General features: G+C 51.1%; 25 protein-coding genes. 12 read left to right on the forward strand and 13 right to left on the reverse strand.

Annotated elements, in window-relative coordinates:
- Window positions 1–7: 7 nt before the first annotated feature.
- Window positions 8–1,378, forward strand: a complete 1,371-nt coding sequence (locus B9G79_RS08150) for a TIGR01777 family oxidoreductase (protein ID WP_088565080.1) — start codon at window positions 8–10, stop codon at window positions 1,376–1,378.
- Here the strand turns inward: B9G79_RS08150 and gloB are convergent, their stop codons facing one another.
- Window positions 1,379–2,134, reverse strand: a complete 756-nt coding sequence (gene gloB, locus B9G79_RS08155; protein ID WP_088565081.1) for a hydroxyacylglutathione hydrolase — start codon at window positions 2,132–2,134, stop codon at window positions 1,379–1,381. It abuts the gene before it with no gap.
- A 109-nt stretch (window positions 2,135–2,243) separates the two neighbouring features.
- On the opposite strand from gloB, the gene B9G79_RS08160 reads away from it, so the two are divergent.
- Window positions 2,244–2,681: a (2Fe-2S)-binding protein gene (locus B9G79_RS08160; RefSeq protein ID WP_088565082.1), complete on the forward strand. Its 438-nt coding sequence runs from the start codon at window positions 2,244–2,246 to the stop codon at window positions 2,679–2,681.
- Here the strand turns inward: B9G79_RS08160 and B9G79_RS08165 are convergent.
- Window positions 2,678–2,941, reverse strand: a complete 264-nt coding sequence (locus B9G79_RS08165; RefSeq protein WP_088565083.1) for a (2Fe-2S)-binding protein — start codon at window positions 2,939–2,941, stop codon at window positions 2,678–2,680. The two genes, B9G79_RS08160 and B9G79_RS08165, sit on opposite strands and share 4 nt — an antisense overlap.
- A 129-nt stretch (window positions 2,942–3,070) precedes the next feature.
- Between B9G79_RS08165 and greA the strand changes: the two genes are divergently transcribed.
- The 3 genes from greA to B9G79_RS08180 all read left to right on the forward strand — a co-directional run bounded on the left by greA (window position 3,071) and on the right by B9G79_RS08180 (window position 6,352).
- Window positions 3,071–3,559, forward strand: coding sequence for a transcription elongation factor GreA (greA, locus tag B9G79_RS08170; protein ID WP_088565084.1), 489 nt, complete (start codon window positions 3,071–3,073; stop codon window positions 3,557–3,559).
- 94 nt (window positions 3,560–3,653) lie between these two features.
- On the forward strand, window positions 3,654–5,555 hold the full coding sequence (locus B9G79_RS08175) for a hypothetical protein (RefSeq protein WP_232469277.1): 1,902 nt from the start codon (window positions 3,654–3,656) through the stop codon (window positions 5,553–5,555).
- Window positions 5,555–6,352, forward strand: a complete 798-nt coding sequence (locus B9G79_RS08180) for a glycerophosphodiester phosphodiesterase (protein ID WP_088565086.1) — start codon at window positions 5,555–5,557, stop codon at window positions 6,350–6,352. Before B9G79_RS08175 ends, B9G79_RS08180 begins: the two co-directional genes overlap by 1 nt.
- Here the strand turns inward: B9G79_RS08180 and B9G79_RS08185 are convergent.
- From B9G79_RS08185 to B9G79_RS08195, 3 genes are all read right to left on the reverse strand, one after another.
- The gene (locus B9G79_RS08185) at window positions 6,312–7,334 is read right to left on the reverse strand and encodes an alkane 1-monooxygenase (RefSeq protein ID WP_088565087.1); all 1,023 of its coding nucleotides are present in this window, start codon (window positions 7,332–7,334) and stop codon (window positions 6,312–6,314) included. The two genes, B9G79_RS08180 and B9G79_RS08185, sit on opposite strands and share 41 nt — an antisense overlap.
- Window positions 7,335–7,392: 58 nt before the next feature.
- Complete coding sequence (locus B9G79_RS08190) at window positions 7,393–7,632, reverse strand: Sec-independent protein translocase subunit TatA/TatB (RefSeq protein WP_011164633.1); 240 nt, start codon at window positions 7,630–7,632, stop codon at window positions 7,393–7,395.
- Window positions 7,633–7,706: 74 nt separating this feature from the next.
- Complete coding sequence (locus tag B9G79_RS08195) at window positions 7,707–8,180, reverse strand: hypothetical protein (protein ID WP_088565088.1); 474 nt, start codon at window positions 8,178–8,180, stop codon at window positions 7,707–7,709.
- A gap of 232 nt (window positions 8,181–8,412) precedes the next feature.
- On the opposite strand from B9G79_RS08195, the gene B9G79_RS08200 reads away from it, so the two are divergent.
- Window positions 8,413–9,282, forward strand: coding sequence for a TIGR02285 family protein (locus B9G79_RS08200; protein ID WP_088565089.1), 870 nt, complete (start codon window positions 8,413–8,415; stop codon window positions 9,280–9,282).
- Between the two features lie 3 nt (window positions 9,283–9,285).
- Here the strand turns inward: B9G79_RS08200 and B9G79_RS08205 are convergent, their stop codons facing one another.
- The 6 genes from B9G79_RS08205 to sohB form a co-directional block, all read right to left on the reverse strand.
- A complete protein-coding gene (locus B9G79_RS08205; RefSeq protein ID WP_088565090.1) occupies window positions 9,286–10,500 on the reverse strand; it encodes an ABC transporter permease in 1,215 nt (404 codons plus the stop codon).
- 11 nt (window positions 10,501–10,511) lie between these two features.
- Entirely contained in the window at window positions 10,512–11,483 is a 972-nt protein-coding gene (locus B9G79_RS08210) for an ABC transporter permease (protein WP_041577671.1), read from the reverse strand.
- Window positions 11,484–11,509: 26 nt separating this feature from the next.
- The gene (locus B9G79_RS08215) at window positions 11,510–13,201 is read right to left on the reverse strand and encodes a peptide ABC transporter substrate-binding protein (RefSeq protein WP_088565091.1); all 1,692 of its coding nucleotides are present in this window, start codon (window positions 13,199–13,201) and stop codon (window positions 11,510–11,512) included.
- Between the two features lie 34 nt (window positions 13,202–13,235).
- Window positions 13,236–14,219, reverse strand: coding sequence for an ABC transporter ATP-binding protein (locus B9G79_RS08220; RefSeq protein WP_088565092.1), 984 nt, complete (start codon window positions 14,217–14,219; stop codon window positions 13,236–13,238).
- A gap of 18 nt (window positions 14,220–14,237) precedes the next feature.
- Window positions 14,238–15,149 (reverse strand): ABC transporter ATP-binding protein, encoded by a 912-nt coding sequence (locus tag B9G79_RS08225; RefSeq protein ID WP_088566822.1) that lies wholly within the window; start codon window positions 15,147–15,149, stop codon window positions 14,238–14,240.
- Window positions 15,150–15,219: 70 nt separating this feature from the next.
- A complete protein-coding gene (sohB, locus tag B9G79_RS08230; protein WP_088565093.1) occupies window positions 15,220–16,239 on the reverse strand; it encodes a protease SohB in 1,020 nt (339 codons plus the stop codon).
- 110 nt (window positions 16,240–16,349) lie between these two features.
- On the opposite strand from sohB, the gene B9G79_RS08235 reads away from it, so the two are divergent.
- A complete protein-coding gene (locus tag B9G79_RS08235) occupies window positions 16,350–17,099 on the forward strand; it encodes a hypothetical protein (RefSeq protein WP_088565094.1) in 750 nt (249 codons plus the stop codon).
- 226 nt (window positions 17,100–17,325) lie between these two features.
- Here the strand turns inward: B9G79_RS08235 and B9G79_RS08240 are convergent, their stop codons facing one another.
- On the reverse strand, window positions 17,326–18,039 hold the full coding sequence (locus tag B9G79_RS08240; RefSeq protein ID WP_088565095.1) for a VC0807 family protein: 714 nt from the start codon (window positions 18,037–18,039) through the stop codon (window positions 17,326–17,328).
- Between the two features lie 94 nt (window positions 18,040–18,133).
- On the opposite strand from B9G79_RS08240, the gene B9G79_RS08245 reads away from it, so the two are divergent.
- From B9G79_RS08245 to B9G79_RS08265, 5 genes are all read left to right on the forward strand, one after another.
- Complete coding sequence (locus B9G79_RS08245; protein ID WP_232469279.1) at window positions 18,134–19,840, forward strand: sensor histidine kinase; 1,707 nt, start codon at window positions 18,134–18,136, stop codon at window positions 19,838–19,840.
- A gap of 94 nt (window positions 19,841–19,934) precedes the next feature.
- Window positions 19,935–20,747 (forward strand): bifunctional DNA-formamidopyrimidine glycosylase/DNA-(apurinic or apyrimidinic site) lyase, encoded by an 813-nt coding sequence (gene mutM / locus B9G79_RS08250; RefSeq protein ID WP_088565097.1) that lies wholly within the window; start codon window positions 19,935–19,937, stop codon window positions 20,745–20,747.
- A gap of 137 nt (window positions 20,748–20,884) precedes the next feature.
- Window positions 20,885–21,097: an acylneuraminate cytidylyltransferase gene (locus B9G79_RS08255; RefSeq protein ID WP_080602385.1), complete on the forward strand. Its 213-nt coding sequence runs from the start codon at window positions 20,885–20,887 to the stop codon at window positions 21,095–21,097.
- Window positions 21,098–21,344: 247 nt separating this feature from the next.
- On the forward strand, window positions 21,345–23,795 hold the full coding sequence (locus tag B9G79_RS08260; protein WP_088565098.1) for an acyl-CoA dehydrogenase: 2,451 nt from the start codon (window positions 21,345–21,347) through the stop codon (window positions 23,793–23,795).
- Window positions 23,796–23,901: 106 nt separating this feature from the next.
- Window positions 23,902–25,119, forward strand: a complete 1,218-nt coding sequence (locus tag B9G79_RS08265; protein WP_088565099.1) for a voltage-gated chloride channel family protein — start codon at window positions 23,902–23,904, stop codon at window positions 25,117–25,119.
- Between the two features lie 96 nt (window positions 25,120–25,215).
- Here B9G79_RS08265 and B9G79_RS08270 read toward each other — a convergent pair whose 3' ends face one another.
- Window positions 25,216–25,485, reverse strand: a complete 270-nt coding sequence (locus tag B9G79_RS08270; protein WP_198298062.1) for a hypothetical protein — start codon at window positions 25,483–25,485, stop codon at window positions 25,216–25,218.
- Window positions 25,486–25,504 lie beyond the last annotated feature (19 nt).

The raw sequence follows: 25,504 nt of genomic DNA on the forward strand, positions 1-25,504 counted from the left end.
GGCAGTCATGCGAATTCTGATGACCGGAGCGACGGGATTGATCGGACGGGAGCTGGGGAAAGTTCTGGCGGAAAAAGGCCATGACCTTTATGTCGTCAGTCGTGATCAGGCCAAGGCCCGCGAACAGCTCCCTTTTCCCTGTGAAATCATTGAAGGGGATTTAAATACAAATCCGCTGCATGATTCCCGTCTGGCCAAGGTTGAGGTCGTCTTCAACCTGATGGGCGAATCCATTGCGGGTGAACGCTGGAGCGAGGAAAAGAAAAAGCGCATTTATCAGTCCCGGGTCATGGGCACGCGCCATTTGGTGCAAAGCCTGCCCGAAAACTTGAAGTGTTTTATTTCTTCTTCCGCGATGGGGATTTACGGGGATCAAAGTGACACCCCACTGACTGAGGATTCTTCGCACGGAGAGGATTTCCTGGCCAACGTCTGCAAAGAATGGGAAGCCGAAGCCGCCAAGGCGCCGGGTCGTTCGGTCTTTGTGCGTACCGGGATTGTGCTGGCCAGGCAGGGCGGGGCATTGGATCAGATGCTATTCCCGTTCCGCAGCGGTGTCGGTGGGGTCCTTGGTGACGGCAAGCAGTGGATGAGCTGGATCCACTTAAAGGATATTGTCGGTCTTTATCTTTTTGCTCTGGAACATCATGATGTGGAAGGTGCGTTGAATGCGGGGGCTCCGCATCCAGTCACCAATCGAGAGTTCTCTGAAACTCTGGTGCAGTCTTTGGGGACCCGTCTGGGGCCGGCCGTGCCTCTTTTTGCCTTGAATGTGTTATTCGGTGAACTGGCGAAGTCCTTGGTGGCCTCGGCTCGTATGGTTCCGGAAAAAGCGCAGCGTTTGGGATACAAGTTCCACTATGAAAACCTGCTGGAGGCGCTGAACGAAATCTGTCTGCCATTCAAGATGGGGGAAGAGATTTTCGTGGCTGAGCAGTTTGTCCCGGCACCTCCGGAAAAGCTGTTTCCGTTTTTCAAGGATGCCCACAATCTGGAGCGCATCACGCCGCCCACACTGAATTTTTTGATTGAGAAAATGTCGACACCGGAAATCGGGCAGGGGACCCTGATAGATTACCGGCTGAAGATTCACGGTGTTCCCGCCAAATGGAAAACCGAAATCGACGAGTGGCAGCCGCCCTTTAAGTTCGTCGACAATCAGTTGAAAGGCCCTTACCGGCTTTGGCATCACACGCATGAATTCCGTCCATTCTGCGGGGGGACTTTGCTGGTGGATCGGGTTCGCTACCGCATGCCGATGGGCTTTTTGGGATGGCTGGTGGCAAATCGTTTCGTCAGAAAAGATGTGGAAAACATCTTTGCCTTTCGTCGCAAGTACATCGCCAATATGGGAACGTTGCCAACCAAGACCGACTGATCACTGACGGTTGCGCAGCTCGCGCAGGTATCGGAACTGTTCAGCGTCTTGGGCCAGCAAAAAAGGATTCGTGCTTTCTTCGATGGAAAGTTTCAAAGGAACGCTGGGAAGCCCCAGGTCCCGGCGATTGGACAGTTCGTTGGCGTAAAGTTCCAGCGCTTCGGAATCGCCGGTGATGGGGGTGTTGTCCTGATTTGTCAGAATCCGGCAGAAGTCCAGGTTGCGTTCGGTGTATTCATGCGTGCAGTAAATCAGCGTCTGGGGCGGAAGCTTCTTGATGCGCTGAAGACTTGCATAGCCCTGTTCGTGGCTGCCTTCAAACAATCTTCCGCAACCCAGCCCGAAAATCACATCGCCGGAAAAAAGCCATTTGTGCTGTTGATCCCAGTAAGCGATATGCCCCAGAGTGTGACCGGGAAGCTCCAGAATGGTGAATTCCCAAGGGGACAGTTTCACCACATCGCCTTCTTTCAGCCAGTGATCTGCCTGGGGGATCTGCTTCTGATTTTTTTCAGGGGCATACACCGGACAGCCGAAGGTGTTCTTCAGGGCAGCGACTCCGCCAATGTGATCTGAATGATGATGAGTCACTAAAATGGCTGTGAGGTCGAGCTTTTTTGCGCGCAGAAACTCGGTGACCGGCCCCGCATCGCCCGGATCAACAACAACGGCCTTTTTCCCCGCGTTGTCGATCAGGACAAAGACGTAGTTATCGTCAAAGATGGGGATCAGCTCTACATGCTCGTTTTTCATCATGTCTTATTCTTGCAGTTGTACGGGGCTTCGACAAGACCAAGGTGGGTTTGATTAACAGCACAACTGGCCTTGGGAAAACCGGGCGTTTCCTCTAAACTTAGAGCTTATTATGAAGATCAAAGTAGAGCTTGAAGGCCGTGATTTTATTGAAGTTCAGTGCCAGGGGGACAACGCCCAGGCACCAGGCCCTGTTGAAAAGGTTTCGATCATGGGTTGTTCCCAGTTTATGGATATGATGCAGACAATGCGCAAAAACTTCGGGGCCGACCTGAAAAAGTGGCCGTTGCCGGAAGCTCAGGATCATTCCAGCCTGCTGTTGCGGGAAATGATTTTACGTCTGCGTGGAGAGTGGGCTTTCCCTTATTGTGAGGAAGAGCTTTGTCATTGCCGTTCTGTTTCTGCGCACACCGTGGATCAGGCGATCATCGCCGGGGCTCATTCCACGGAAGTGGTCAGCCGTCAAACCAACGCCAGCACCAACTGCGGGACCTGTCGTCCTGAGGTTCAAAAGATCATTGATTTCCGATTGGGTAAAAAGACCGCCTAGGTGTCTTTTTTCGGGGGGACCGGGGCTTTTCCGGTCAGGTCCTCGGTGATCTTGTCCGGGAAGGTTCCATTTTTCAGATAATAATCCAAAAGAGGCCCCAGCTTGCGGCGGCAAGACCCCCCGCAGGGTCCAACCCCGGCCGACGTGGTGTCGAAGATGTCATTCAGGGTCGTGGCGCCGTTTTTAATAGCCTGCTCAATGGTCTCTCGACTCACGTTATTGCAACGGCAGATGATTTCGGTCTTTTTCTTAGCGCCCATGGACTAATTGTAATGCCCCGCATCCGAAAAGGATACTTCTGAACCCTTAGTATTGCTAAGCGTCATAAGTGCATTGAAAAGCCCGCGGGAATCCTGTAAAACAAATGTCCTTCTAACACTGGAGCTGAAATGGCTATTGCTACACCTGATAAACTTCCTATGACCATCCGCGGAAAAGCGCTGCTGGATGCAGAGTTGAAAAAGCTTCTGTTGGAAGAAAGACCGTCCGTGATTCTGGCGATCGAAGAAGCTCGCGCTCAAGGCGATATCTCTGAGAACGCTGAGTATGAAGCAGCTAAAGAGCGCCAGGCCATGATTGAAGGTCGTATTGCTGAAATTCAGGGCAAACTGGCGGGTGCAGATGTTATCGACACTGCGCAAATCAAAGCAGACCGTATCGTATTCGGTGCGGTTGTTAAGATCGTAGACACTGAGTCCGAAGAAGAATTCCAATACCAAATCGTGGGTGTGGATGAAGCGGACGTGAAAAAAGGCATGATCTCCATCCTGTCTCCTTTGGCGCGCGCGTTGATCGGTAAAAAAGACAGCGACACCGTGACCGTACAAAGCCCTAAAGGCGACAAAGAGTTCGAAATCATCTCCTTCGAGTATAAGTAATTTTCTTGTCGGTCCATGACCTTCTCTGTGAGAATGGGTCATGGACTCGCGCAGACGCCTCTCAGACCGACATCTTATTGCTGAACAACCTGGAATGACCATTCTTCTGACCGGTCTGATTCTGGCGTTTCTTCTTGGTTACACCACCAAATCCCTGCTGTCGCCGGCCCGGCTGGCAGCGCGAATTGAAAAAGCCGCAAGCCACATTCATAAAGACGTTAAAGTCAGCTTTGGTTCCGCTCACGTCAGTTTGAGCAACGGCATTCTGCCACGCTTCGCAGTGATCATCTCCAATGTGCGTATGGAATCCAGTCAGACCTGCTGGGCTGCGCCCGTGATGGAAATTGACGAGCTTCGCCTGCCATTGTCGTTCTTGAATCTGATTCAAGGCAGGGCCCCCGTGCGGGTGGTGGAGGCCAACAGCGTGACTCTGACTTTGCGAGACGACTTCAAAGACTGTGACCCCACTGATCCGGAACAGATCCCGGCCAGCCGCCCAAGACCGGCCGTGACGCTGTCGCCTTCAGAACAAAGTCAGAAATACCGTAACGATGTGCGGGGGATTTCGGTTCGCACCCTGAAGATCACTTCAGCAAAACATCCGCAGTATTCAACAGAGCTGATGAATTTTGCAGTGAAAGTAAAATCCTTTGAACCCAAAGTGATTGAAGTCACCGCAAAAACCCATCTGATGAAAGACAGTCAGGTCGGGGATTATCTGTCCCACGCAAATCTGTATCTGCAATACAAAGAGTCCCCGGAAGCGGCAGTGCAGGCCCACTTCTTTGGAAACTGGCGTGAAGGCCACTACAGTGTGATTGCCAATTACACTTTGGGCGACCAGTTGCTGGCTGTGGAAACTGATTTGAAGCACATCCCCTTAAGTCAGATTCTGGCTATTCTGCAAAAATATCAGTTGGCTTCCCGCGATTTGAACGGCCGTCAGGTGTGGATGTCTTCCAAAGCCCGCATGGCGGGGCCGGTGGATGAAATCCGCACGCTGCCTTTGGAGATCCGCGATCTGCGCCTGGAGGGCGACTTGGGGGAAATGCATGTTGAAAAAATCAACATCGGTTCGCTGGAACCTTTGAAGTATGAACCGATCCTTGTCGATGTGAAGAAACTGGACATCGAAAAATTGCTGGTGCTTTTAAATCGCACCAAGCAGACCAGCATCCTGGGGCACCTGGGAAGCTTCACCGGACGTGCGGAGATCGTGTCGGATCAAAAAATGCGCATGAGAGGGGAGCATGCCGGGCTTGAGTTTGTCTTTTCAAATAAAGGCCAGCGGGAGCTTCAGGTGATTGAAAGCATGGTCGGCGACATTGCTTTGGATCAGGATCAATGGAGTTTCCAGATTAAACGAGTCGAGCCCCGTGGCGGTGTCTTTGTCGGGGATTTAAGTCTGCGTGCCGATCGTGATTTCAAAGCGGTGGCGGTGAAAACCCACATCGATGAACTGCAACTGGCTTTGCCAGTGCAAAAGCTGATGACCAACGGAGGCGAGATCGGCCTGATGAGTCTTGACGGCGATTTGCGTTTTGGAGAAGGCAAAGTGCAGTCCTTAAAAGGTCTGCTGCGCTTGAACTCCATGAATGTTGAGGGTGTGGGCCTGGGGAAAACCCGAGCCTCCTTTGACTGGAGCAAGGGGGAGGTTTTGCTGAACGCCCAGGTGCAGTCCATGAAGGTTTCACCCAACTCTCCAACAGCCGAGGTGCTGCGTCCGGTGACTTTGAACTCGTGGTGGCATGACGGTGTTTTGAATCTTTCTGGTTTAACCGGGCAGTTGGGTGCAAAAAGCGCGAAAGACTTCTCTTGGAAGGGGTTCCAGGCGCAGGCCTCCAAAACCGGAAAGCTTAGCACCGAGGGATCCTGGAATGAAGAAGCGCGCTTAAAAGGACACGTGCAGGTCAAAGACGGCAAGATCCAGCGTCGCTGGCAGATTCAGGGAACGCGCGAGCTTCCGCAGTTTGTGGAAGAAAAGGCGCGGCGCTGATGATGGCCGTGGTGCTGGTCCTGGCCGTGGCAGGATTCTTGTTATATCGCCATAAAACCTGGAAGGCGCAAAGCTGGCCAGCCGAAGGGGTGAGGCCCCCTGCCTGGCAGGCGCATCGCGGATTCTGGAAAGCCGGTGCCCAGGAAAATTCCTATTCGTCCTTTGTGAAGGCCCGTGAGATGGGTTTTCAGATGTTTGAGCTGGATGTGCGGCTGTCAAAAGATGAAGTGCCAGTGGTGTTTCATGACGGCGATTTAAAACGAATTGCGCAAAAAGATCTGCGCGTGACGGATGTGGCCGCCGCAGATCTGAAGGCCTGGGCCGGAGCCTGCACGCTGGAAGAAGTGCTGGCGTCCCAAGACATCCCTGCCACGATAAATATAGAAATCAAAAGCAATGCGGTATTCGATTCCCGTCTGGAAAAACGGGTGGCTCAGCTTGTGCGAAAATATCACCGCGAAAAAGAGGTGATGTTTTCAAGTTTCAACCCGGCTTCGATCTGGCGACTGGGGCGTCTGTTGCCACAAGTGCCGCGGGCACTGCTGGCGACCGGGGAAGACGATCCGGAAAATAAAATCTATCTGAAAAAACTCTGGCTGGCTCCGTACATTGGAGCCAACGCTTTGAATCTCGATTATCGCTTTGTGACTCCAAACGAAGTGCGCGCCTACAAAGAACGCGGGATTCCGGTGGCTTTGTGGACAGTGAATGATCTGGATCGTGGGAAAGCTTACCTTCAGGCCGGGGCCATCAGTATTATTTCTGATGTAGAGAAAGCAGCGGATTCATTTTCTTAAAGTACAAAGGCGGCACAAAAGCCAAAAGGGCCATGGTTGAATAGCCGTGGGGAAGTTTCATGGCACCGGGCTGTTCCTGTAATTCAGTGAACGGCAAAGTGGCTTTCAGGTGATGATGGGAATGGTATCCCAGATTGATCAGACTGTAGTTGGTGATGACCTGATAACTGTCCCAGGAATGTTGGGCCTTGGCGCCTTCATAGAATCCGTCTTCTTTTTTAGTGCGCATCAATCCATAGTGCTCAATATAGTCCGCAGTCTGAAGCAAAGTCACACCCACGAACCCCTGACCCAGCCAGAACAGAAGGGCTGAGTTTCCGTAAAGCCCATGCACCGCTAGACACAACACCAACTGCAAAAGAAGATACCACACAATGCGATGGCGAAACCGCTGCCAGACGGGCTTGCTTTTCAAGCGTTTATTTTCAAACTTGAAAGCATCTATCAGGCCGCCAAGGAACGAGCGGAAGTGATATGTGTAGATCCATTCATTCTTGCGGGCGGTGGCGGGGTCTTCCGGTGTTGCCACGTTTTTGTGATGCCCGTAAACATGCTCAATGGCGTAGTGAGCAAAGTTCGCCAGCAACAACAGTCCAACACCCAAGCCGCGCAGGGGTTTTTCACGACGATGCACTAACTCGTGAGCCGTATTGATGGCCAGCACTCCGGTGATGGCGCCGAAGGAAAGAACAAGGCCTGTCAGTTCCAAAGCCGTGGCATCCAGTGAATGGATGACTCCGGTAAATAAGAACACCGACATAAATGGAAGAGCGAAAATCAACAGGGCATCGGGCAGGCGACTTTTGGGGCGGGCTTGGGGCACATGTCTTGTGCGCAGAACGTGATCCCAGATCGGGTGGATCACAAAAAGCCCAATGACTCCCAAAAAGGTCCATGCACCACCCAGGGCGGCTCCGAGCAAAGCCAGCAGGGCAAAGAGATAAGCAAGACTGTAGCGGGAATAAAATAAAAAAGCCTTCATGGTTCTAAGTAAAGCTTAGCTCCAGGAAGGCTTTTAAGAGAAACAAAAAAACTAAAACTTAGGAGTTTTGGTTTTCGCCTTGTTTCTGAGTTTGACCCATAGACTGTTTGTTCTGATGGGAAACTTGTTGGTTGTCGTGAATGTCTTTGGCATCAACGTCGATTTCATTCAGGCCTTGTTTGAAACCACGGATGGCTTTACCCATGGACTGACCCAATTGTGGCAGACGGCTTGGACCGAAGAAGATCAAAAAGATAACTGCAAGAAGCAGAATGTGCGTAAGGCTAAACTCACCCATGGGGTTCCTCCCAAATTTCTTAAAGTGTACACTTTTTAGACCTGTCTGGGAGGAAAATCAATGCTTGTCTGGCTTTATTCCACTGGCATGTCGATAATTTCGACCTGATCTGCGTCAGCGGCTTCTTTCTCAAGACCGTCAGTTTCTTCTGAACCCACGGCAACGACTTTTGTCCCTTCAGTCACGGTTTGTACTGGGATAGCTTCAGAGCTCTGAGCTTTGCCTGGGAGCTGCTTTGCGATGCCCTTGGTTGGTACAGGAGCCTGGACTTCACGAGCGACCGGAGCGGCTTTGGCGGCCTTTTTGGCGTTGCCATTACCCATCTTCTTAAGCTCTTTGTCGTACTTGGACTTCAGATCAGACAGCTCTTTTTGATAATTTTTTCGGATTTCCTCAACCTGCGTGTTGCGCGCTTCAGTAATGCAGGAAGAGTAGGTCTGGAGAGCCATCTCTTTGGCCTGGGCGCGGCAAGTCAGCTCTGCAGCAGTTTGTGGCATGGCTGAAAGCGAGAACATAATAGTGGCAAAGAAAGAGAATACGGTTTTCATATCAACCCCATTTATCTATAGCCCCCTATAACAAGATCCGTGCCGGGCTTGCTCCAAACCAAGGGGGCTTTGAGGTCGGGGGATCTTACCTTTTTACATCCTTGATCAGTCTTTTGTCGGCACCTGCCGAACGCGAAGAAGGGTCAAATTACATATGGTGCCCGCAGCTCAGGGGAGTAAATTAAAACCAGAGGAGGGCGCCGTGATACCTCTGACCTGCATACTTCTTCCTATGTTACTGACACTGGGCTGGGCCCAGACATCTCCGGTCGTCACCGAGAAAATCACCGTCCCCTGGGCCGTCACTGATTGGGAGCCCTACTACATATTGGAAGGTGCCAATGCCAAGTCCGGCAGGGTCGATCGCCTGCGTCGCGTGCTGGAAGATCATCTGAAAGGCTATCAGTTCACTGATATGTATGCGGATATGCCAAAAACAATGGAGCTGTGGAAGCTGGGTAAAAACATTTGTTCAGGCTCTGCCTTGATGACCGCAGAGCGGGAAAAGCTGGCGTATTTTTCGGCACTGTCATTTCAGGTTCCCCATGAATATGTGCTGGTGACGGCTAATACAAAAATGGTGGAAGATCTGCCGGCGGAAATTTCTTTAAAAGATATTATGAAGAATAAAAAATGGACGGGCCTCTTCGTCAAAGACCGTTCCTATGGTTCCGAGATCGATGCTCTGGTGAAAAGTGTTTCCCCGCGCGACAAACATCTGATGCTGAAGAAAAATGTGACTGAAGGCTACACTTCGCTGCTAAAGATGCTGGAAAAAAAGCGCTTTGATTACATGATCGAATACGAAGCCGTGGTGCGGGCGTATAACGAAAAGATCTTTCCGGCGAAACCGCTTGCGACCCGTATAGTGAAAGAATCTTATCCGTCGGCGGTGTTTTATCTGGCGTGCACCAAAAATCCATGGGGCCGGGATGTTGTTCGTCGGGCGGATCAGGCCTTGCAGAAAATGGCTTTGACCAGTGAATACCAGCGCGCCGTGGAATCCTGGCTGGCGCCGGACCTGCAAAAGAAAAGTCGAAAAATTCTGGATGAATTCTATCAGAAAAGAGCACAGGGACCGTGGATGACGGCCCCCTGGTGAAAACTAGCGACGGATCGCTTTTGGATCGATGGCGTCCTGAAGACCATCACCCAGATAGTTGAAGCTGACTGTCGTCAGGAAAATCAACAGACCCGGAAGAACTGCCAGGAACGGAGCCTGATAAATCAGCTCTTGAGCATTGTTCAGCATGTTACCCCAGCTTGGTGTCGGAGGCATGATCCCCAGACCTAAGAAACTCAAAGCCGCTTCAAACAAGATGGATTCACCCACACCCAAAGTGATCGCCACCAGCATTGGGGCAATCACGTTCGGGAACATGTGGCGGACGATGATTGTGCTGTCTTTCGCGCCCAAAGTTTTTGCCGCCAGTACGAATTCGCGTTCACGAATGGACAGAATACTTCCGCGCACCAGACGAGCCACCGACATCCACGAGAACAGGCACAGGATGATGATCATCTTGAAGATGCTTTCGTTGGACGTGCTGATGATAGCTTTCAGCCATGGGATCTTGGAAAGATCAATGGCGGCGATAACAATCAGAACCGGGATGTGTGGCAGGGACAACAAAGCATCCGTCACGCGCATCAGGAAGGTGTCAATCATGCCGCCATAGAAGCCCGCAATACTGCCGATCAGAAGACCGATCAAGGCAGAAGCAATCGCCACCAGAACACCCACACCCATGGAAACACGGGTGCCGTAAACCAGGCGGATAAAGACATCACGGCCCAGTTCGTCGGTGCCGAACAGGTGGAAGGTTTCAAAGTTGTTGAACATGGAAACCAGACCCGCTGTTTCAGCGATGTTCAGGCTTTTCAGATCCGACAGGGCTTTGGATATTTCCTGGGCACCCAGTTCATAGATCGCGTCAGCTTCCGCCACCGCAACGATGCCTTTTTCAACCAAAGCTTTTTGCACAACATCGGCCGCTTCGGGGTTGTCCGTGATGAAGCGTTCAATTTCAGTTTCACGAACATCCAGGCCCACAGAGGCGGTGGTCATTGGTGCCAGATAACGGTTCCCCACGTTTTGGGCATCCGGATCAAGGCCGGTCACGGCCTGAATGGTGCCGGCAAACACAGCCACCAGCAGGAAGATGCTGATGATCACAGCGCCAGCCACAGCCAGTTTGTGATCCATAAACTGCGACAGAACCATCTTCCACATCGGCTGGGCTTTTTCCAGCTCCGCACGATCCTTGGCTGACAGTTGGTTGGAATCAATTTCAATTTCGTTCATGGTCATTTCGCTCATACTTTATGATCCTATTGGTAAGAGATGCGAGGATCCGCAAAGCCGTACATGATGTCCGCGACCAGATTCATCAGCAAAACCATGCTGACGGAAATCACGAAAGAGATCATGGCCACGTTGTAGTCATTACCGATGATGGAGTCGTAAACAAGTTTACCCACGCCCTGATAAGCAAAGACAGTCTCTGTCAGAATGGCGCCGGAGAACAATCCCGAGAAGCTCAAAGCCAGGATCGTGATCAGCGGGATCAGGGCATTACGGAAGCCGTGCTGCCAGATCACTGTTTTGCGGGAAAGGCCTTTGGCTCTTGCCGTGCGGATGAAATCATTGCGCATGGCTTCGAGCATGGTGGAACGGGTGAATCTTGAGAAGCGTCCGATCTGCTGAATGGACAGACTCAAGACAGGAAGAATCAGATAGATAGAGCGGTCTTTGATATCAGCCCAAAGGCCCATATCTGAAGCTCCGATGGTTTGTGTGCCCCCGGCCGGTAAGATGGGGAATTTCACGGCAAAAAGAATAATCAAGACGATGGCCAGCCAGAATGAGGGGATGGAAATGCCCCCGAACGAGAACAGATTCACAATGTAATCGGTTCGGCTTCCCGGCTTCAGCGCCGAGATCACGCCCAGAGGAATGGCAATGGCAATGGAAAGGGTCAAAGAAATTGCAGAAAGCAGGAAGGTGTTCCACAGACGGGGACCCATCAGTTCCTGAACCGGAACACGATAGGTACGGCTGTAACCAAGATCACCCTGAAGGATGGAGCCCATCCAACTGGCGTAACGTTTATAGACCGGCTGGTCCAAACCGTACAACGATTTCAGACGGGCCACGTCTTCAGCGGTGATTTTGGGATTGGAGGCCACCATCATGTCCACCGGGTCACCGGGCATTAAGCTCATCAGATAGAAACACACGTAGGACAGGATCACTATCACAGCGAGTGTCTGCAAAATGCGGCGGGTGATGAATGTAGTCATAACAGGGGTCCTCCAGAGTCAGGGATCTAGTTCAGGTTCCAGTCTTCGATGTTGTTTGTCTCGTAGAACTGGTGACCAGCCATTTTGTAACCCTTCAAGTTTTTCGGAGTCACAGAAATGTCAGAGCGGTAGTAAAGTGGCAAAACCGGAACTTCCGCAGTGTAAAGCTTCAGGATTTCATGAACCAGGTCGGCGCGTTTCTTCGCGTTGAATTCAAGATCCAGAGCGTCCAGGTTTTTATCAACAGTTGCGTTTGTCCAACCGTGATAGTTCTGACCGGACCAGCCGTTGCTGTTGTTCGGAATAGCTTTGGAATAAACCGTAGAACGCGGGCTGTTTTCCGGAGAAGAAACCCAGGCAAACAAGGCCATGCCCTCGAACTTGCGTTTGGACATGGTTTCACCGAAGAACACACGTGCTGGTTCATTCTTGATCAGCACTTCGATACCAGCCTGTTTCCATTGGTTTTGCAGGTAAACCTGAACCAGCTCACGGGTTTTGTTGCCCGCAGTTGTCTGGAAGACGATGGAAAGCTTTTTGCCGTCTTTGTAGCGGTAGCCATCTTTACCCATTGTCCAGCCAGCAGCATCCAGAAGTTTTCCGGCTTCACGCTTGGAGTAACGGTACACAGTGATCTCTTTTGGATCCGCAGTGAACCAAGGATCTTTCGGGGATACGTTGTGCAAAGCCACTTGTTGTTTGTTCTCGAACAACGCTTTCACCAGGTCGTCGCGGTTGATGGAATACAACAACGCTTTACGAACGTTCACATCTTTCAGGATTGGATTGTCCAAACGAAGGTCGATGTGCTCGTAAGTCACGGACGGAACGAAATGAACCACGTAAGGCAGGTTCTCAGACTTGTTTTTCTTGTCGAAAGCAAGTGCCTGATCCAGATCCAGACCCAAAGTGGAGATCATGTCGATGGTGCCGGAGCGAAGGTTGGCTTCCATAGTTCCGGTGTTCGGGATCAGCTTCACGATCACCTTTTTGATGTTCGGCTGTTTGCCATAGAAGTTCGGGTTGGCTGCAAATGCCACGTGAGAACCCAATTTGACTTCGCTGATCACATAAGGACCGTTGTAAAGGCCCGGATTGGTCGGGTTGCGAACATAATTGGAATTCTTCTCGTAGCCTTCTTTTTGCTTGGAGTGTTTGTCAAACACAGGTTTTTCCAGGTGAGTTGGCACCGGGAAGAACTGAGCCAATGTGAAGAAGTCCCATTTGGCTTTTTCGTATTTGAATGTGCACTTCTTTGGATTTTTAGGATCGATGTCGATCTTTTCCACCTGAGTCCACTGTTCTTTTTCACCCACGCTCACAGTCGGGCTGGTCGCGATGGTGTGGGAAGTGATGAAGTCCTGGCAGATAACCGGTTTACCGTCGCCCCATTTGGCGCTTTCGATGATTTCCCAGTTGGCTACAATCTTCTTTTTGCCGCCTTCTTCGATGATCTTCGCAGTGCCTTTGTCCAAAGAAGGAATTTCTTTGGCAAGCTGAGTGACCCATTTGCCTTCAGGAGTCAGAACCACCAAAGAACGGCCCACCATGCGGTACATGTAAGCAGAAGCAGACATGGACATGATCAGCGGATTCATGGTTTCGAATTCCTGAGAGATACCGATTTTAAGTTCGGTGTTGGACGGAGCTGCCACAGCCTGGACACTCATGCCCAAACCTGCAACCACGCAGAGACCTTTCGCAAACTTTTTCAACATCACTTTCTCCTTGTTGATTAACTTTAAAACAAAACTAAACCGACATCTTTGGTGCGGACTCAAGCCAGCACGCCTTCTGATGATTTCCCTGGCCTTCCAAAACCGGGGTCTTTTGCGAACAGATGTCCATTTTATAAGGACATCTTGTGTGGAAAGAGCAGCCGGAAGGCGGGTTGATCGGGCTTGGCACTTCGCCACCCAGGGATTTTTTCATTTTCTTTTTACCGTGACCCACGCGCGGGATTGCGCCGATCAAAGCCTGCGTGTACGGGTGCTGAGGATTTTTGAAAAGCTCATCACGCGGGGCGATTTCGACAATCTTACCCAGGTACATCACGGCGATACGGTCACAGGTGTGCTCGATCACGGAAAGATCGTGGGAGATAAACACATAAGTCAGTTTCAGCTTTTCCTGCAGGTCTTTCAGTAGATTCAGAATCTGCGCCTGAATGGAAACATCCAGGGCGCTGACCGGCTCGTCACAAATGATCAGTTCCGGATTCAAAGCAATCGCACGGGCGATGGAAATACGCTGGCGCTGACCCCCGGAAAATTCATGCGGGTAACGATTCACATGACCTTTGCGCAGGCCCACGACTTCGATCAGTTCCAAAACGCGCTGAGTGCGCTCTTCCGCAGTGCCGACGTTATGAATATCCATAGGCTGGCGGATGATTTGACCCACGGTCATGCGTGGATCCAAAGACGCATACGGATCCTGGAAGATCATCTGCATGTTCTTGCGTTTTTTGCGCAAAGCTTCGCCTTTAAGTTTCAGGAAATCCTGACCATCAAAGTTGATGTCACCGGCTGTCGGTTCATAAAGACGGATCAAAGTTCTGCCCAAAGTGGACTTGCCGCAACCGGATTCACCCACCAGACCTAAAGTTTCACCTTTGCGAACGTACAGGGAAACATCGTCCACGGCCTTAACGCTGGCCACTTCACGCAACAACAGACCCTTTTTGATAGGGAAGTGTTTTTTGATATTTTTGGCTTCAAGAATGATTTCGTTCATCTTTATTATTCCCGAACCTTAAAGAGGGTTGAAGCAGGCCACTTTATGACCCGGTCTGATTTCTACCAAAGGCGGCTTGGTGCCGGCGCATTCACTTTTTACGCGAGAACAACGGTTCACAAAAGGGCAGCCTTTCGGCAGTTCGTACGGTGCCGGGACCGAACCTTCAATGGTGGTCAGGCGGCTGACGCGTTCGCCGAATTTAGGGCGGGATGCGATCAATGCCGCTGTATAAGGATGGCTTGGGTTCAGGAACAGTTCAGAGGTGTCTGCTTGTTCGCAAGTCTGGCCACCGTACATAACCATCACCCGGTCCGAAATCTCGGAAATTACACCCAGGTCGTGGGTGATAAACTGAACAGTCATGTTCAGCTTTTCCTGCAAGCCTTGGATCAGCTCCAGGATTTGGGCCTGAATCGTCACGTCCAACGCGGTCGTTGGTTCATCGGCGATCAGGAATGTTGGGTCGCAGGAAAGAGCCATGGCAATCATGGCTCTTTGTCTCATGCCGCCGGACAGTTGGTGAGGGTAAGCCTCATAACGTTCTTCCGGGGAAGGGATGCCCACCAGGCGAAGCATTTCAATGGCACGTTCGCGGGACTCTTTCGGTCCGCACTTTTTGTGCTTCATGATCTGTTCATCCATCTGGAACCCGATGGTCAGAACCGGGTTCAGGGCCGTCATCGGCTCCTGAAAGATCATCGCCATCTCGCCGCCGCGAACTTCGGCCATTTCCGGTTCAGAAAGTTTCAAAATATCACGGCCATTCAGCAGGACCTGGCCGCCGGTAACTTTTCCCGGTTTTTCAATCAGACGCATCAAAGAATAGGAAGTGACAGATTTGCCGCAACCGGATTCGCCCACGATCCCCAGGGTTTGACCTTTATAGATGTCATAACTGACGTTGTTGACGGCGCGGACCGGGCCCATCTTTGTGTGAAAGGTGGTTTCCAGATTCTTAACTTCAAGTATTGGTTGAATAGCCACTATTTAAGTCCTCTTAAAGAAAGCGTCTTGTTTCAAGTTCTTCCATGGCAGAAAGGGCGCCTTTTTTTAGGGCCTTTCCCAAAACGCCGGTCAGCTTGTCGCTTAAGCTTTCGTGGTGTTCAAATTTTACTTTAACTACCTGATGCTTTTCAGAAAGGGTCAGAAGGTAGTCATCGCTGGTGCGGATTTCATCAACCAGCAGTTTTGTCAGGGCTTGTTCGCCGTACCAGTATTCGCCGGTGGCTACTTCAGACAGATTCATCTGTGGACGGAAGCGGCTGACAAAGCTCTTGAACAGCACATGCGTGTCTTCAAGCTGTTGTTTGAACTTTTCTTCGCCCTTGTCAGTGATTTCACCCAAAAGGCTCACAGTTCGCTTGAACTCTCCAGCGGTGTATTCTTTGTAGTCTACATCGTGCTTTTTCAACAGACGGTGCAGGTTTGGAAGCTGGGCCACCACACCGATAGAGCCAACAATGGCAAACGGGGCGCACAGGATTTTGTTCGCGGTCACAGACATCAGGTAACCGCCGCTGGCAGCCACTTTGTCCACGCAAACAGTCAATGGAATGCCTTTTTCACGGATGCGCAAAAGCTGGCTTGCGGCCAGGCCGTAACCATGAACGACACCGCCCGGGCTTTCCACGCGAACGACAACTTCGTCAGACGGGGTGGCCAGGGTCAAAACAGCCGTGACTTCTTCGCGCAGGTTTTCAACCGCAGACGCTTTCACGTCGCCTTCAAAGTCGATCACGAAGATTTTTTTGTCGCCATCGCTGGATTTGGATTCAAGGGCTTTGCGCTCTTCTTTCAACTTTTTCTTGAGCTCTTTGCGCTCGGACTTGGTGACGGTGTGGGCTTTCAGAAGATGACGGAAGTTTTTGTAGCGCTTATGCAGAAGTTCGATTTGAATTTCGGATTTGTGACTTGCCTTGGCAGCCAGCAGGGCGATGACCAGAATCACCGCAAGGACGGCGAAAAGGATCAAAAAGGTCTGTGCTGCGAAAACTCCGATGCTCTGCAATGCGTCCATAGTACTCCTTAGGGGCAAGTTGGTACGTTATTGAGAAAACAGACAAAGGTCGAGCATCTTTTTTGTTTGCTCAAAAAAAACCGGGAGCCCTGATAGACTCGGAAGTACGAATGAAACCTTCAGGGCGTCTGACCTCTCTTCTTCTGCTTAGTTTTTTTGCTTCCTCTGCATGGGGGGAAAGCCCGGAAGAGGCTCGTCTAAAGGGTTTTGCTCAGCATCATAAGGCGCAGGATCGCTTTGAACAGGCTCGTCAGCAGGGCGAGCGTGCCTATCTTGAAGAAGAAGAGCAGTGGGAACGTCAGAAAGACCGCCAGCTTGAAGAATACAAGAAAAACAAAAAATCGATTGTTATGACTGAAGACGGCCCGGAAGCTCAGGCTGATGCGGCTGCTAAGAAACGCTGGGACGAATCCTATGAAAAGGAGCGTCGAGTGTATGCGGCCGAAAGTGCGCGCCGCGAATCTTTGGATCGTGGGGCAAAGAATCTGCCGTCTGAATCTCAGGAATTGGGTTTGCTTGAAGATCGTCCACGTTACGACTATCGCAAGCGCGCCATGTTCGGCGGTAAGCCCAAGTTCGGCTCCAGTGCCAGCTCGGGCTCTTCCGGCGGTTCCAGTTTCGGTGGGGGATCTAGCAGTCCCTCATTCCCGCCACCACCAACATTTGATGATTTTGGCGGCGACGGCGGCTATGTGCCGGCGCCCAATATGCCAGAAGATTACGGTGATATTCCACCACCTCCTCCGCCACCACCACCTCCACCGCCGTTTGGCGATGACTTTGGAGGAGGATTCGGAGGCGATTCAGACTTCCCACCTCCGCCACCACCCCCACCATTCGAAGGCGGCGGCGACTTCTAAGCGAAAGCTGGAACTTGCCCAAACTCTGCGTTGCTGCGTCGGCGGCGTGCTGTTAGCACGCCTTTCTCCTTGCGCCTTGATTTTGGGCAAGTTGCAGCTTTCGTGGTTCCCGGTTTTTTTTTGGGGGGGGCGGGCCAAATGCCTTTGGCATTTGTGCCAAGGGGAGGGGCCAAAACGGCTTTGCCATTTTGAGCCTGGAAGTCAAAGTGCCGAAGGCCTTTGTGCTTTAGTTTTCTTTTAGGAGTTCTTCGGTGGAGAGGCCGCTGTGTTGTTTAATGCCTCTCATGAGATACCAGAAAATGCCTAGCAGGAAGATCATGGATGGGACCATGATGATGGCCATTGACCAGGTGGTCATTTGGGCGATTTGTTCGTTGAGCACTGTGGACTGAGCGTCTGCGGACAGTGTTGAATCAATATTAATGAAAATCTTGCGGGCCAGTACGAAGTTGCAGACGGCGCTGAAGGCAAATGAGAGTGACAGCCATACGGTGGCGCTCTTCATGTGATCGTGGAATTCTTTTTGTTTGCCCTTTTCTTTCAGGCGTTCTTCCAGAAGATCCACTTTCATCAGAGAAGGATTCAGGAACAGAGTTTCGATGAATGGTTTTTTGGTGAAAGCTGATCCCAAAACGAACAAGCCAACCAGGGCCGGGAAGGCCGCTTCTTTTACGGCGAACCAGAATCCGTGCAGACCCAATAGTGCTAGGCCGCCGGTCAGTAGTACGTTCAAAAGACCCAGGGCTGAAAAGGCATTGAATTTTTTGCGTTTGATCAAGTCATAGGCGCCGTATCCCAACGGGAAGGCCAACGCCAAAACCAGTGCCCAGAAAGGTCCGATAAACTTCGACAGTTTATTCAGGATCAGCACCGGAAGTACGATATTAAAGACGATATTTAAAAGGCCGTTTTCTTTTGGTGGTGCTTCCTGTTTTGACATGCATAGCATCCTTGTCGGCTTCGTAGAAAAAGGCAAGTCGGCGCTGTGCATAAAGTTTCGTTGCACTCAACGTCCGACCGGGTACAATTTGTCGATGGCAATTATACTGGTCTTCTTATCCACGGCGCTCAGCTTTCTAATCAGTTCTGTTTTTGCCGTCCGTTCCTGGGCGTACCGCAGATCTTACATTCATAGACTGGTGTTTATTATTGAAGTTGGCTATGCCCTGTGGGCTTTTTCCATCATCAGTGTTTTTGCCATTGATGACATGGCATTTAAGATTTTTATGACCCATGTGCGGATGCTGGGGCTGCCCTTGTTGTTTCCGTCCTGGGCTTTGCTGGGGGCGGGCCTGTTTTTACCAAGGGTGTCGGCGAAGCTTCGTCAGTACTGGTACGTGGTTTTTGCCTTTCCGGTGTTGATGATCGTCGGCAATTTGCTGGCGATGGCTGGGCTTCCTGCGGCCTCTCGGTGGATGTATTACGACTTTCAATTGATCCCGGGGATGAGTGGCCTTGTGGATTTCACCCGGGGACCGGGGGTGCTGGCGACTTTTGCTTTCGGGGCCGTGGCGATCGCAGTGGGATTTGCGTTCCTGATCTATGCTGTATGCACCCTTAAAGGGCGTCGTTGGAAATATGCCCTGGTATTTTTGGCAGCAGCATTATGGCCCTTTGCTCTTGAAGGCCTGGTTTTGCTGAGCCCCGCGGATCTGCATTTGCGTCAGTTGAAAATCGCCGCCCTGTGGCCCTTTATATGGGGCCTTCATTATGCGGCGAACAAGGGCGACGTTCTGGAAATCACATCCCTGGCGCAGCAAAAAGTTTTCGAGCAGCTTCCGGGGCCCGTAGTGATTTTGAATGCGCGCTCTGAATACTGGGGTGGCAATGCGGCGGCGTCGGAAGTGCTGGGTCTTAAGGACAGCTGGCAGGGACGTCTTGCGGTGGAAATCCCCGTTCTTCGGGACATCATTTCCGGTGCCGAGCGTTTTCAGATTCACGGGCTCAGTTATCAGATCCGCCGTCACAATTTGGAAGGCGACAGTCTGGAAAGTCAGGCGCAGGTGTATCTGTTGAATGATGTGACCGAGCTTGAGGAAAGCAACAAAGCCCTGAAAGATCTGAATGGGGAAATCTTAAAAATGTACAGATTCAACAAACGGGTGCAGACGGTGCTGGCGCATGATTTGACGGGAGCGCTGGCAGGGACGCAGTTGCTGCTGGGCGGAGTATCCCGTGAAGACGGTGTTCTGACTCCGGATTCGCTGGTTCGCGTGCGGGAAGCTCACAAGGCCTCTTTGGAGCTATTGAGAAATATTCTGGTCTGGAGTCATGAAGGCGAAAGTCGGGAAAGCGTTGATCTGAAGACGCGTGTCAATGCAGCAGTGGGGCATCTGGCTCCTCAGATTCTGCAAAAGAATGTTTCGGTGAACGTGGACCTGCCAACTGGGGAAGTTCAATTGTGGGGATCCATTCGTGTTGTTGAAACGATTTTAAGAAATCTGCTGTCGAATGCGGTGAAGTTCAGTCCTGAGGGGGGAACCATTCAAGTGACGGGCTTGATTATGGGAAATCAGGTTGAATTGACTATTCAGGATCAGGGGCCGGGAGTATCGGCGGAAATTATGGCCTCGTTGTCGGATTCAGGTTCGGTGATGTCGTCGCAGGATGATGGCTTCGGGGTGGGGCTTAAATTCACCAAGGACTTTGTGAATCAGATGGGCGGGGTTTTGATCTTTGACCCGAATGTTGTGCAGGGCACCCGGGTTTCAGTTCGTTTTCCTATCGGGTTTCCAGTTTAGGTATTTTAAATAAGATAAGTAAAATTAGGTATTTGCTGGATTCGTCCGCAGCGGGTGAAAAAGTGTGATAAATTGGGCTCACACGAGGTGAGTGATGCCTGAACTTCCAGAGGTCGAAGTCGTCCGCCGGGGCCTGCAGACCATATTAAAAGACCAGCCGATTTTGGAAAAAGTCGAACTGATGCGCAAAGATCTGCGCGAGCCGATTCCTGCTAGAAAAATAAGCACCCTTATCGGCCAGCCGCTGACCTCCATCGAGCGTCGCGCTAAGTATTTGCTTTTGTGGACCCCGAAGGGCGCCATGCTGTCGCACTTGGGAATGACCGGAACCTGGCGGGTGGCGGTGCCGGGGGATGAGCGTCTGCATGACCATATATATCTGCACTTTTCCGGAAACCTGCGCCTGGCTTACCGCGATCCGCGCCGTTTTGGCTGTTTTGACTTTGTTCAAGACCCGTTAAAACACCCTAAGTTGGCGGATTTGGGGCCCGAACCGTTAGAGGCGGAATTCAATGGATCGCTGTTGTGGGAAAAACTGCGCGGCAAGGATGTGGCTTTGAAAGTTGCCCTCATGGATCAGAAGGTTGTCGTGGGTGTCGGGAATATCTATGCCAGCGAAGCGTTGTTTGCCGCCGGAATTAAACCCACTCTGCCAGCGCGAAAGCTGTCTTTGGAAAGAGCTTCGCTTTTGGTTGGCGAGATTAAAAAAATTTTATCTCAGTCAATCAAGGCGGGTGGATCTTCCATTAGTGACTTCGCCCAAGCCTCCGGGGAAAGTGGTTATTTTCAGACGAGCTTTCAGGTTTACGGGCGGGACAAAGAGCCTTGTGTGACTTGCGGGCAACAGGTAAAGTCGAAAGTTCTGGGTGGCCGAAACACCTTCTGGTGTTCGCGTTGCCAAAAATAATTTTGCAAAATTTCGTTTGCTAAGCGGGCCAATTTTTGTGTAACTTAGGCCTTAGTCGAGTTTTAAAACAAACGCGGGCCCACTGTTGGCAATTAAGTCAACAAGGTCAGCTTAAATAAATAACGAAGGGATCATCAATGAAAGCAATCGTAGTAGCAGCTTTGCTTGCACTATCTTTCACAACTGGCTTCACTTGCTCTAAAAACCAACCAGAGACAGCTCCTGCTGAAACTGCACCTGCTGCTGAAGCAACTGCTACTGAAGCAGCTCCTGCAGAAGGCACTCCAGCTGCTACTGAAGCAGCTCCTGCAGCTCCAACTGAAGCAGCTCCAGCTGGCGAAACTAAGTAATTAGCCTTTAGGCTTAGTACTTAAGTTACGACGAAAGCCCTCGAAAGAGGGCTTTTGCTTTTTTCCCCTCTGAAGTTTGTGATTTCTCCATCCCCCCGGATCACCCAAGGTGATTAGTTCTGCTCCCAAAGGTTAAATCAATTTCTCCTCATATTCCGTGTATATATAGATAACGGGCCAGATGCGCTTGCACATGCTCACATTATTGAGTCTAATTATTGGTGTATTTCAATAAAGGAGATTCATCGTGGATTCTATCAGCTCATTCTATGGAATGTTTTTGGAGAACTACACGGGCCTGTGGGTATTGGGCTCTGTGGTGCTTCTGTTGTTTGTGGGCTTTTTCTCAAGCCCTCTGATTGTGTGGGCGATTGCCCTGGCCGCAATTCTTGTCGGCTTTGGAGCGCCAACCTGGCTGCTGGCAGTGTACGCTGTCATCGCCATCATCTTCCTGATCACGCCGCTGCGTGCAGCACTGGTAACATCCGGTTTGCTGGCGTTCATGAAGAAGATGCAGTTCCTTCCGAAAATCTCCGACACGGAAAAAGCGGCGTTGGACGCCGGTGCCGTGTGGGTTGAAAAAGATCTTTTCTCCGGCAACCCGAACTTCGGCAATCTTCTGAAAGAAGACTATCCGCAATTGACGGCGGAAGAGCAGGCCTTCATGGACGGCCCGGTGAACAACCTGTGTAAGGTTTTGGATCACTGGAAAATCCACAAAGACAAAGACATCCCTAAAGAAGCCTGGGACATCATCAAGAAAGAAAAATTCTTAGGCATGATCATCCCGAAAGAGTACGGCGGTCTTGGATTCTCTGCGCTGGCGCACTCTGAAGTGATCATGAAAATCTCTTCCCGTTCTTTGTCTACGGCAATCACGGTGATGGTTCCAAACTCTTTGGGTCCTGCAGAGCTTCTGGCTCACTACGGAACTGATGCACAGAAAAACCGCTATCTTCCACGCCTGGCGACGGGTGAAGAAATCCCTTGCTTCGGTTTGACAGAGCCAACAGCGGGTTCTGATGCGGGTTCTATCACTTCCACCGGTGTTCTTTTCAAAGGTCCGGATGGCAAACTGCAAATTAAATTGAACTGGAACAAACGCTGGATCACTCTGGCTGCGATCTCCACCACGATCGGTCTTGCGTTCCGTTTGCGTGACCCTGAAAATCTTTTGGGTAAAGGCGAAGACGTGGGTATCACGTGTGCGTTGATCCCTTCCAGCACTCCGGGTGTTGTTTTGGGTCGTCGTCATGATCCACTGGGTATTCCGTTCTACAACTGTCCGACTCAAGGTAAAGACGTTATCGTTAACGCAGAAGATGCCATCATCGGTGGTGTTGCCAATGCCGGTAAGGGCTGGCTGATGTTGATGGAGTGTCTGGCTGCAGGTCGTGGTATCTCCTTGCCAGCTCAGGCAACCGGTGGCGCGAAACTGGCGGCTCGTGTTGTGTCTGCGCACTCTTTGGTTCGTCGTCAGTTCGGTATGTCCATCGGTCGCTTCGAGGGTGTTGAAGAACCTTTGGCGCGGATCGGGGCGGCAGCTTACCAGCTTGAAGCCATGAGACGTTACTGCCTTGGTGCCATCGACAAAGGTATCAAGCCGGGCGTTATCACAGCGATGCAAAAGTACTATGCAACTGAAATGGGCCGTCATGTGATCAACGACTCCATGGATATCATGGGTGGTGCGGGTATCTCTATGGGTCCTCGCAACGTGCTGGCGGAAATCTATATTGCGACTCCAATCGGTATCACGGTTGAAGGTGCAAACATCCTGACTCGTACTTTGATGATCTTCGGTCAGGGGGCTCTTCGTGCCCATCCATTTGCTTACGCGGAAGTTAAAACGGCGGAAGCGGGTGATTTGAAAGGCTTCGACAGAGCATTCTGGGGTCACATCGGTCACGTTGTGCGCAACACTTGCCGCGCGATTCTGCTTTCTTGTTCCCGTGGTTTCCTGGCGTCCACTCCGGATGTGCACCCGCAAATGAAAGTTTACGTTCGTCGTTTGACTTGGACTTCTGCAACGTTCGCGTTGTTGTCTGACGTGGCGATGGGTGTTTTGGGTGGTCAGTTGAAAGCAAAACAAAAAATCACCGGTCGTTTCGCGGATATTCTGGCGAATATGTACATGGCGACAGCAATTCTTCGTCGTTTCGAGTACGAAGGTCGTCGTGAAGAAGACCTGGCGTTTGCTCACTACAACCTGAAACGTTGCATGGCGAACATCCAGACTGGTTTTGATGGCATCTTCGACAACCTGAAAATCCCGGGTCTGCGTTGGTTCTTCAAAGGCTGGATCGGTGCTTGGTCCCGCATCAACTCCATCGGTTCCCAGGCTTCTGACGGCTGGTCTCACGCGATCGCGGCTTCCATGCTGAAAGAAGGCGGTATCCGTGAGCGTCTGTCTGATGGTATCTATCTGCCAACAGATAAAAACGAAGCTATCGGTCGTCTGGAGCACGCATTCTCTGTGACGAACAAAGCTGAAGCGGCCGAGAAAAAAGTGAAAAAAGCCATCCGTGAAGGTGTTCTGCCTAAAAAGAAAGTTCACTTGTTGCTGGATGAAGCCCTTCAGAAGAATGTGATCACTCAGGACGAACTGAAGCTGATCCAGGAATCCGATGCGGTTCGCTACGACGCGATCCTGGTGGATGATTTCTCCCAGGAAGAATACATGTCCCGTCATTCTTAAGACGGAACTGATTCCGAAACTTAAAACCCCCGTGTGAACCACGGGGGTTTTTCTTTTTCAAGGGCTTGACCACTTGGGGATGCAGGACTAGCGTCTGATTCCAGGGATGAATTTTCAGATCAGAAGAATACTATTAAGTGCTGCCGTGGGAGTGATGGCCGGAATGGCCGCCGCAGTGTTCTTAATTGCGTTGAACGCGGCGACCCTGTTGCGGGAGTCATATCCCTGGCTGATATGGCTTTTACCCGCGGCTGGAGCGGTGATCGGTTATGCCTACTACAAGTATGGACAAGGCACCGACAAGGGCACAGGGTTGATTCTGGAACAAATCCATGACCCATCCAATATCATTCCATTTCGTATGGCGCCGATGGTGCTTTTGGGAACCGTGCTGACTCATCTTTTCGGCGGATCGGCGGGGCGGGAAGGCACGGCCGTGCAGATGGGGGCTAGCCTTGCTGATCAGCTCAACCGTTTTTTTAAGATGTCCCCTGAAGATCGTAAGGCGCTTTTGATTGCGGGGGCCGGGGCGGGTTTTAGTGCGGCTATTGGCGCACCTTTGGCCGGAGCTTTGTTCGGTCTGGAAGTCATTCAGGTGGGCAGACTTCGCTTGTTCGCCTTGGCAGAATGTCTGGTGGCTTCGTTTGTGGCCTATTACGTTTGCCGTCTGCTGGGGGCTCCGCATTCTGTGTTCGGCCCGGTCGGGGATGTTTCTTTCAACGCGCTTGGTTTTGTCGCTGTTGTTGGTGCGGGTTTGGTCTTCGGGCTTGCTGCGAATATTTTCATGCGCTTCACACATTGGATCGAGCGTTGTCAGAAAAGATATATCGGGCATCCGGCATTCAGACCCGTTGTGGGAGGCGTGTTGCTGGTGATTCTTTATCAGCTTGAAGGCAGTTTCCGTTTCGTGGGACTGGGAATTCCCGTCATTCAGGATTATTTCTCGCAAAGTGCTGCCTTTCTGGATCCGGTTTATAAAACCCTTTTCACAGGTTTGACCGTCGGATCAGGGTTTAAAGGGGGAGAGTTTATTCCCCTGGTCTTTATCGGCTCGGGCCTGGGAAGTGCGCTTTCTGTGGTTTTGCCGGTGTCCGTTTCCTTGTTGGCGGCACTGGGGTTCGCCGCCGTCTTTGGTGCTGCGGCCAACACTCCGTTGGCTTGTGCGGTGATGGCTTGTGAAATTTTCGGATGGCATATCGCCCCTTATGCATTCTTAGCCTGTCTGGTGGCGTATTTCGTGTCAGGCCATCTGGGGATTTACAAGAATCAAAAGATCGTGCGCAGCAAGCGCGATCAACTGTTGTGGGTGTTTCGGCGCAAGTAAGCCGCAAACAAAAAAAGCCTGAAGACTTTGGGTCTTCAGGCTTAGAAGAATGTATGAAGGGAAATTCAACACGCTTCTAGTCGAGCTTAAATCAAATTATGTCGTCGCGGATGCTTTCGCTTTTTCTTTCACGCACTTGCGGATTTCTTTTTTGCTGGCTTTTGGGTTTTCAGATTTGCAAGCCTGGCTGTAAGCTTTCAGTTCTTTCTTAGAGGCTTTTGCAGCGTAGCCAGGTTGAGTGACAGCAAATGTCAGAGCTAGAGCGAAAAATGCAATCCATTGGGTTTTCATCGGGACTCCTTTTTTTTTAAGCCTAGCAAATGGCAAAGAACCAACAATGGCTGAAAATAAAAAATCTTTTAACATGGAAAATAACTTACAGAGT

This window comes from Bdellovibrio bacteriovorus, from assembly GCF_002208115.1.
Classification (GTDB): Bacteria; Bdellovibrionota; Bdellovibrionia; order Bdellovibrionales; family Bdellovibrionaceae; genus Bdellovibrio; species Bdellovibrio bacteriovorus_C.

Excerpts from the sequence above, each read along its gene's own strand:
- B9G79_RS08215 (WP_088565091.1), bottom strand. The coding sequence starts at position 13,201 with ATGTTGAAAAAGTTTGCGAAAGGTCTCTGCGTGGTTGCAGGTTTGGGC.
- greA (WP_088565084.1), top strand. The coding sequence starts at position 3,071 with ATGGCTATTGCTACACCTGATAAACTTCCTATGACCATCCGCGGAAAA.
- B9G79_RS08190 (WP_011164633.1), bottom strand. The coding sequence starts at position 7,632 with ATGGGTGAGTTTAGCCTTACGCACATTCTGCTTCTTGCAGTTATCTTT.
- B9G79_RS08220 (WP_088565092.1), bottom strand. The coding sequence starts at position 14,219 with ATGAACGAAATCATTCTTGAAGCCAAAAATATCAAAAAACACTTCCCT.
- B9G79_RS08185 (WP_088565087.1), bottom strand. The coding sequence starts at position 7,334 with ATGAAGGCTTTTTTATTTTATTCCCGCTACAGTCTTGCTTATCTCTTT.
- gloB (WP_088565081.1), bottom strand. The coding sequence starts at position 2,134 with ATGATGAAAAACGAGCATGTAGAGCTGATCCCCATCTTTGACGATAAC.
- sohB (WP_088565093.1), bottom strand. The coding sequence starts at position 16,239 with ATGGACGCATTGCAGAGCATCGGAGTTTTCGCAGCACAGACCTTTTTG.
- B9G79_RS08270 (WP_198298062.1), bottom strand. The coding sequence starts at position 25,485 with ATGTTAAAAGATTTTTTATTTTCAGCCATTGTTGGTTCTTTGCCATTT.
- B9G79_RS08175 (WP_232469277.1), top strand. The coding sequence starts at position 3,654 with ATGACCATTCTTCTGACCGGTCTGATTCTGGCGTTTCTTCTTGGTTAC.
- B9G79_RS08235 (WP_088565094.1), top strand. The coding sequence starts at position 16,350 with ATGAAACCTTCAGGGCGTCTGACCTCTCTTCTTCTGCTTAGTTTTTTT.
- B9G79_RS08200 (WP_088565089.1), top strand. The coding sequence starts at position 8,413 with ATGTTACTGACACTGGGCTGGGCCCAGACATCTCCGGTCGTCACCGAG.
- B9G79_RS08160 (WP_088565082.1), top strand. The coding sequence starts at position 2,244 with ATGAAGATCAAAGTAGAGCTTGAAGGCCGTGATTTTATTGAAGTTCAG.
- B9G79_RS08245 (WP_232469279.1), top strand. The coding sequence starts at position 18,134 with ATGGCAATTATACTGGTCTTCTTATCCACGGCGCTCAGCTTTCTAATC.
- B9G79_RS08240 (WP_088565095.1), bottom strand. The coding sequence starts at position 18,039 with ATGTCAAAACAGGAAGCACCACCAAAAGAAAACGGCCTTTTAAATATC.
- B9G79_RS08180 (WP_088565086.1), top strand. The coding sequence starts at position 5,555 with ATGATGGCCGTGGTGCTGGTCCTGGCCGTGGCAGGATTCTTGTTATAT.
- B9G79_RS08165 (WP_088565083.1), bottom strand. The coding sequence starts at position 2,941 with ATGGGCGCTAAGAAAAAGACCGAAATCATCTGCCGTTGCAATAACGTG.
- B9G79_RS08205 (WP_088565090.1), bottom strand. The coding sequence starts at position 10,500 with ATGAGCGAAATGACCATGAACGAAATTGAAATTGATTCCAACCAACTG.
- B9G79_RS08255 (WP_080602385.1), top strand. The coding sequence starts at position 20,885 with ATGAAAGCAATCGTAGTAGCAGCTTTGCTTGCACTATCTTTCACAACT.
- B9G79_RS08150 (WP_088565080.1), top strand. The coding sequence starts at position 8 with ATGCGAATTCTGATGACCGGAGCGACGGGATTGATCGGACGGGAGCTG.
- mutM (WP_088565097.1), top strand. The coding sequence starts at position 19,935 with ATGCCTGAACTTCCAGAGGTCGAAGTCGTCCGCCGGGGCCTGCAGACC.
- B9G79_RS08225 (WP_088566822.1), bottom strand. The coding sequence starts at position 15,149 with ATGGGCCCGGTCCGCGCCGTCAACAACGTCAGTTATGACATCTATAAA.
- B9G79_RS08195 (WP_088565088.1), bottom strand. The coding sequence starts at position 8,180 with ATGAAAACCGTATTCTCTTTCTTTGCCACTATTATGTTCTCGCTTTCA.
- B9G79_RS08210 (WP_041577671.1), bottom strand. The coding sequence starts at position 11,483 with ATGACTACATTCATCACCCGCCGCATTTTGCAGACACTCGCTGTGATA.
- B9G79_RS08265 (WP_088565099.1), top strand. The coding sequence starts at position 23,902 with ATGAATTTTCAGATCAGAAGAATACTATTAAGTGCTGCCGTGGGAGTG.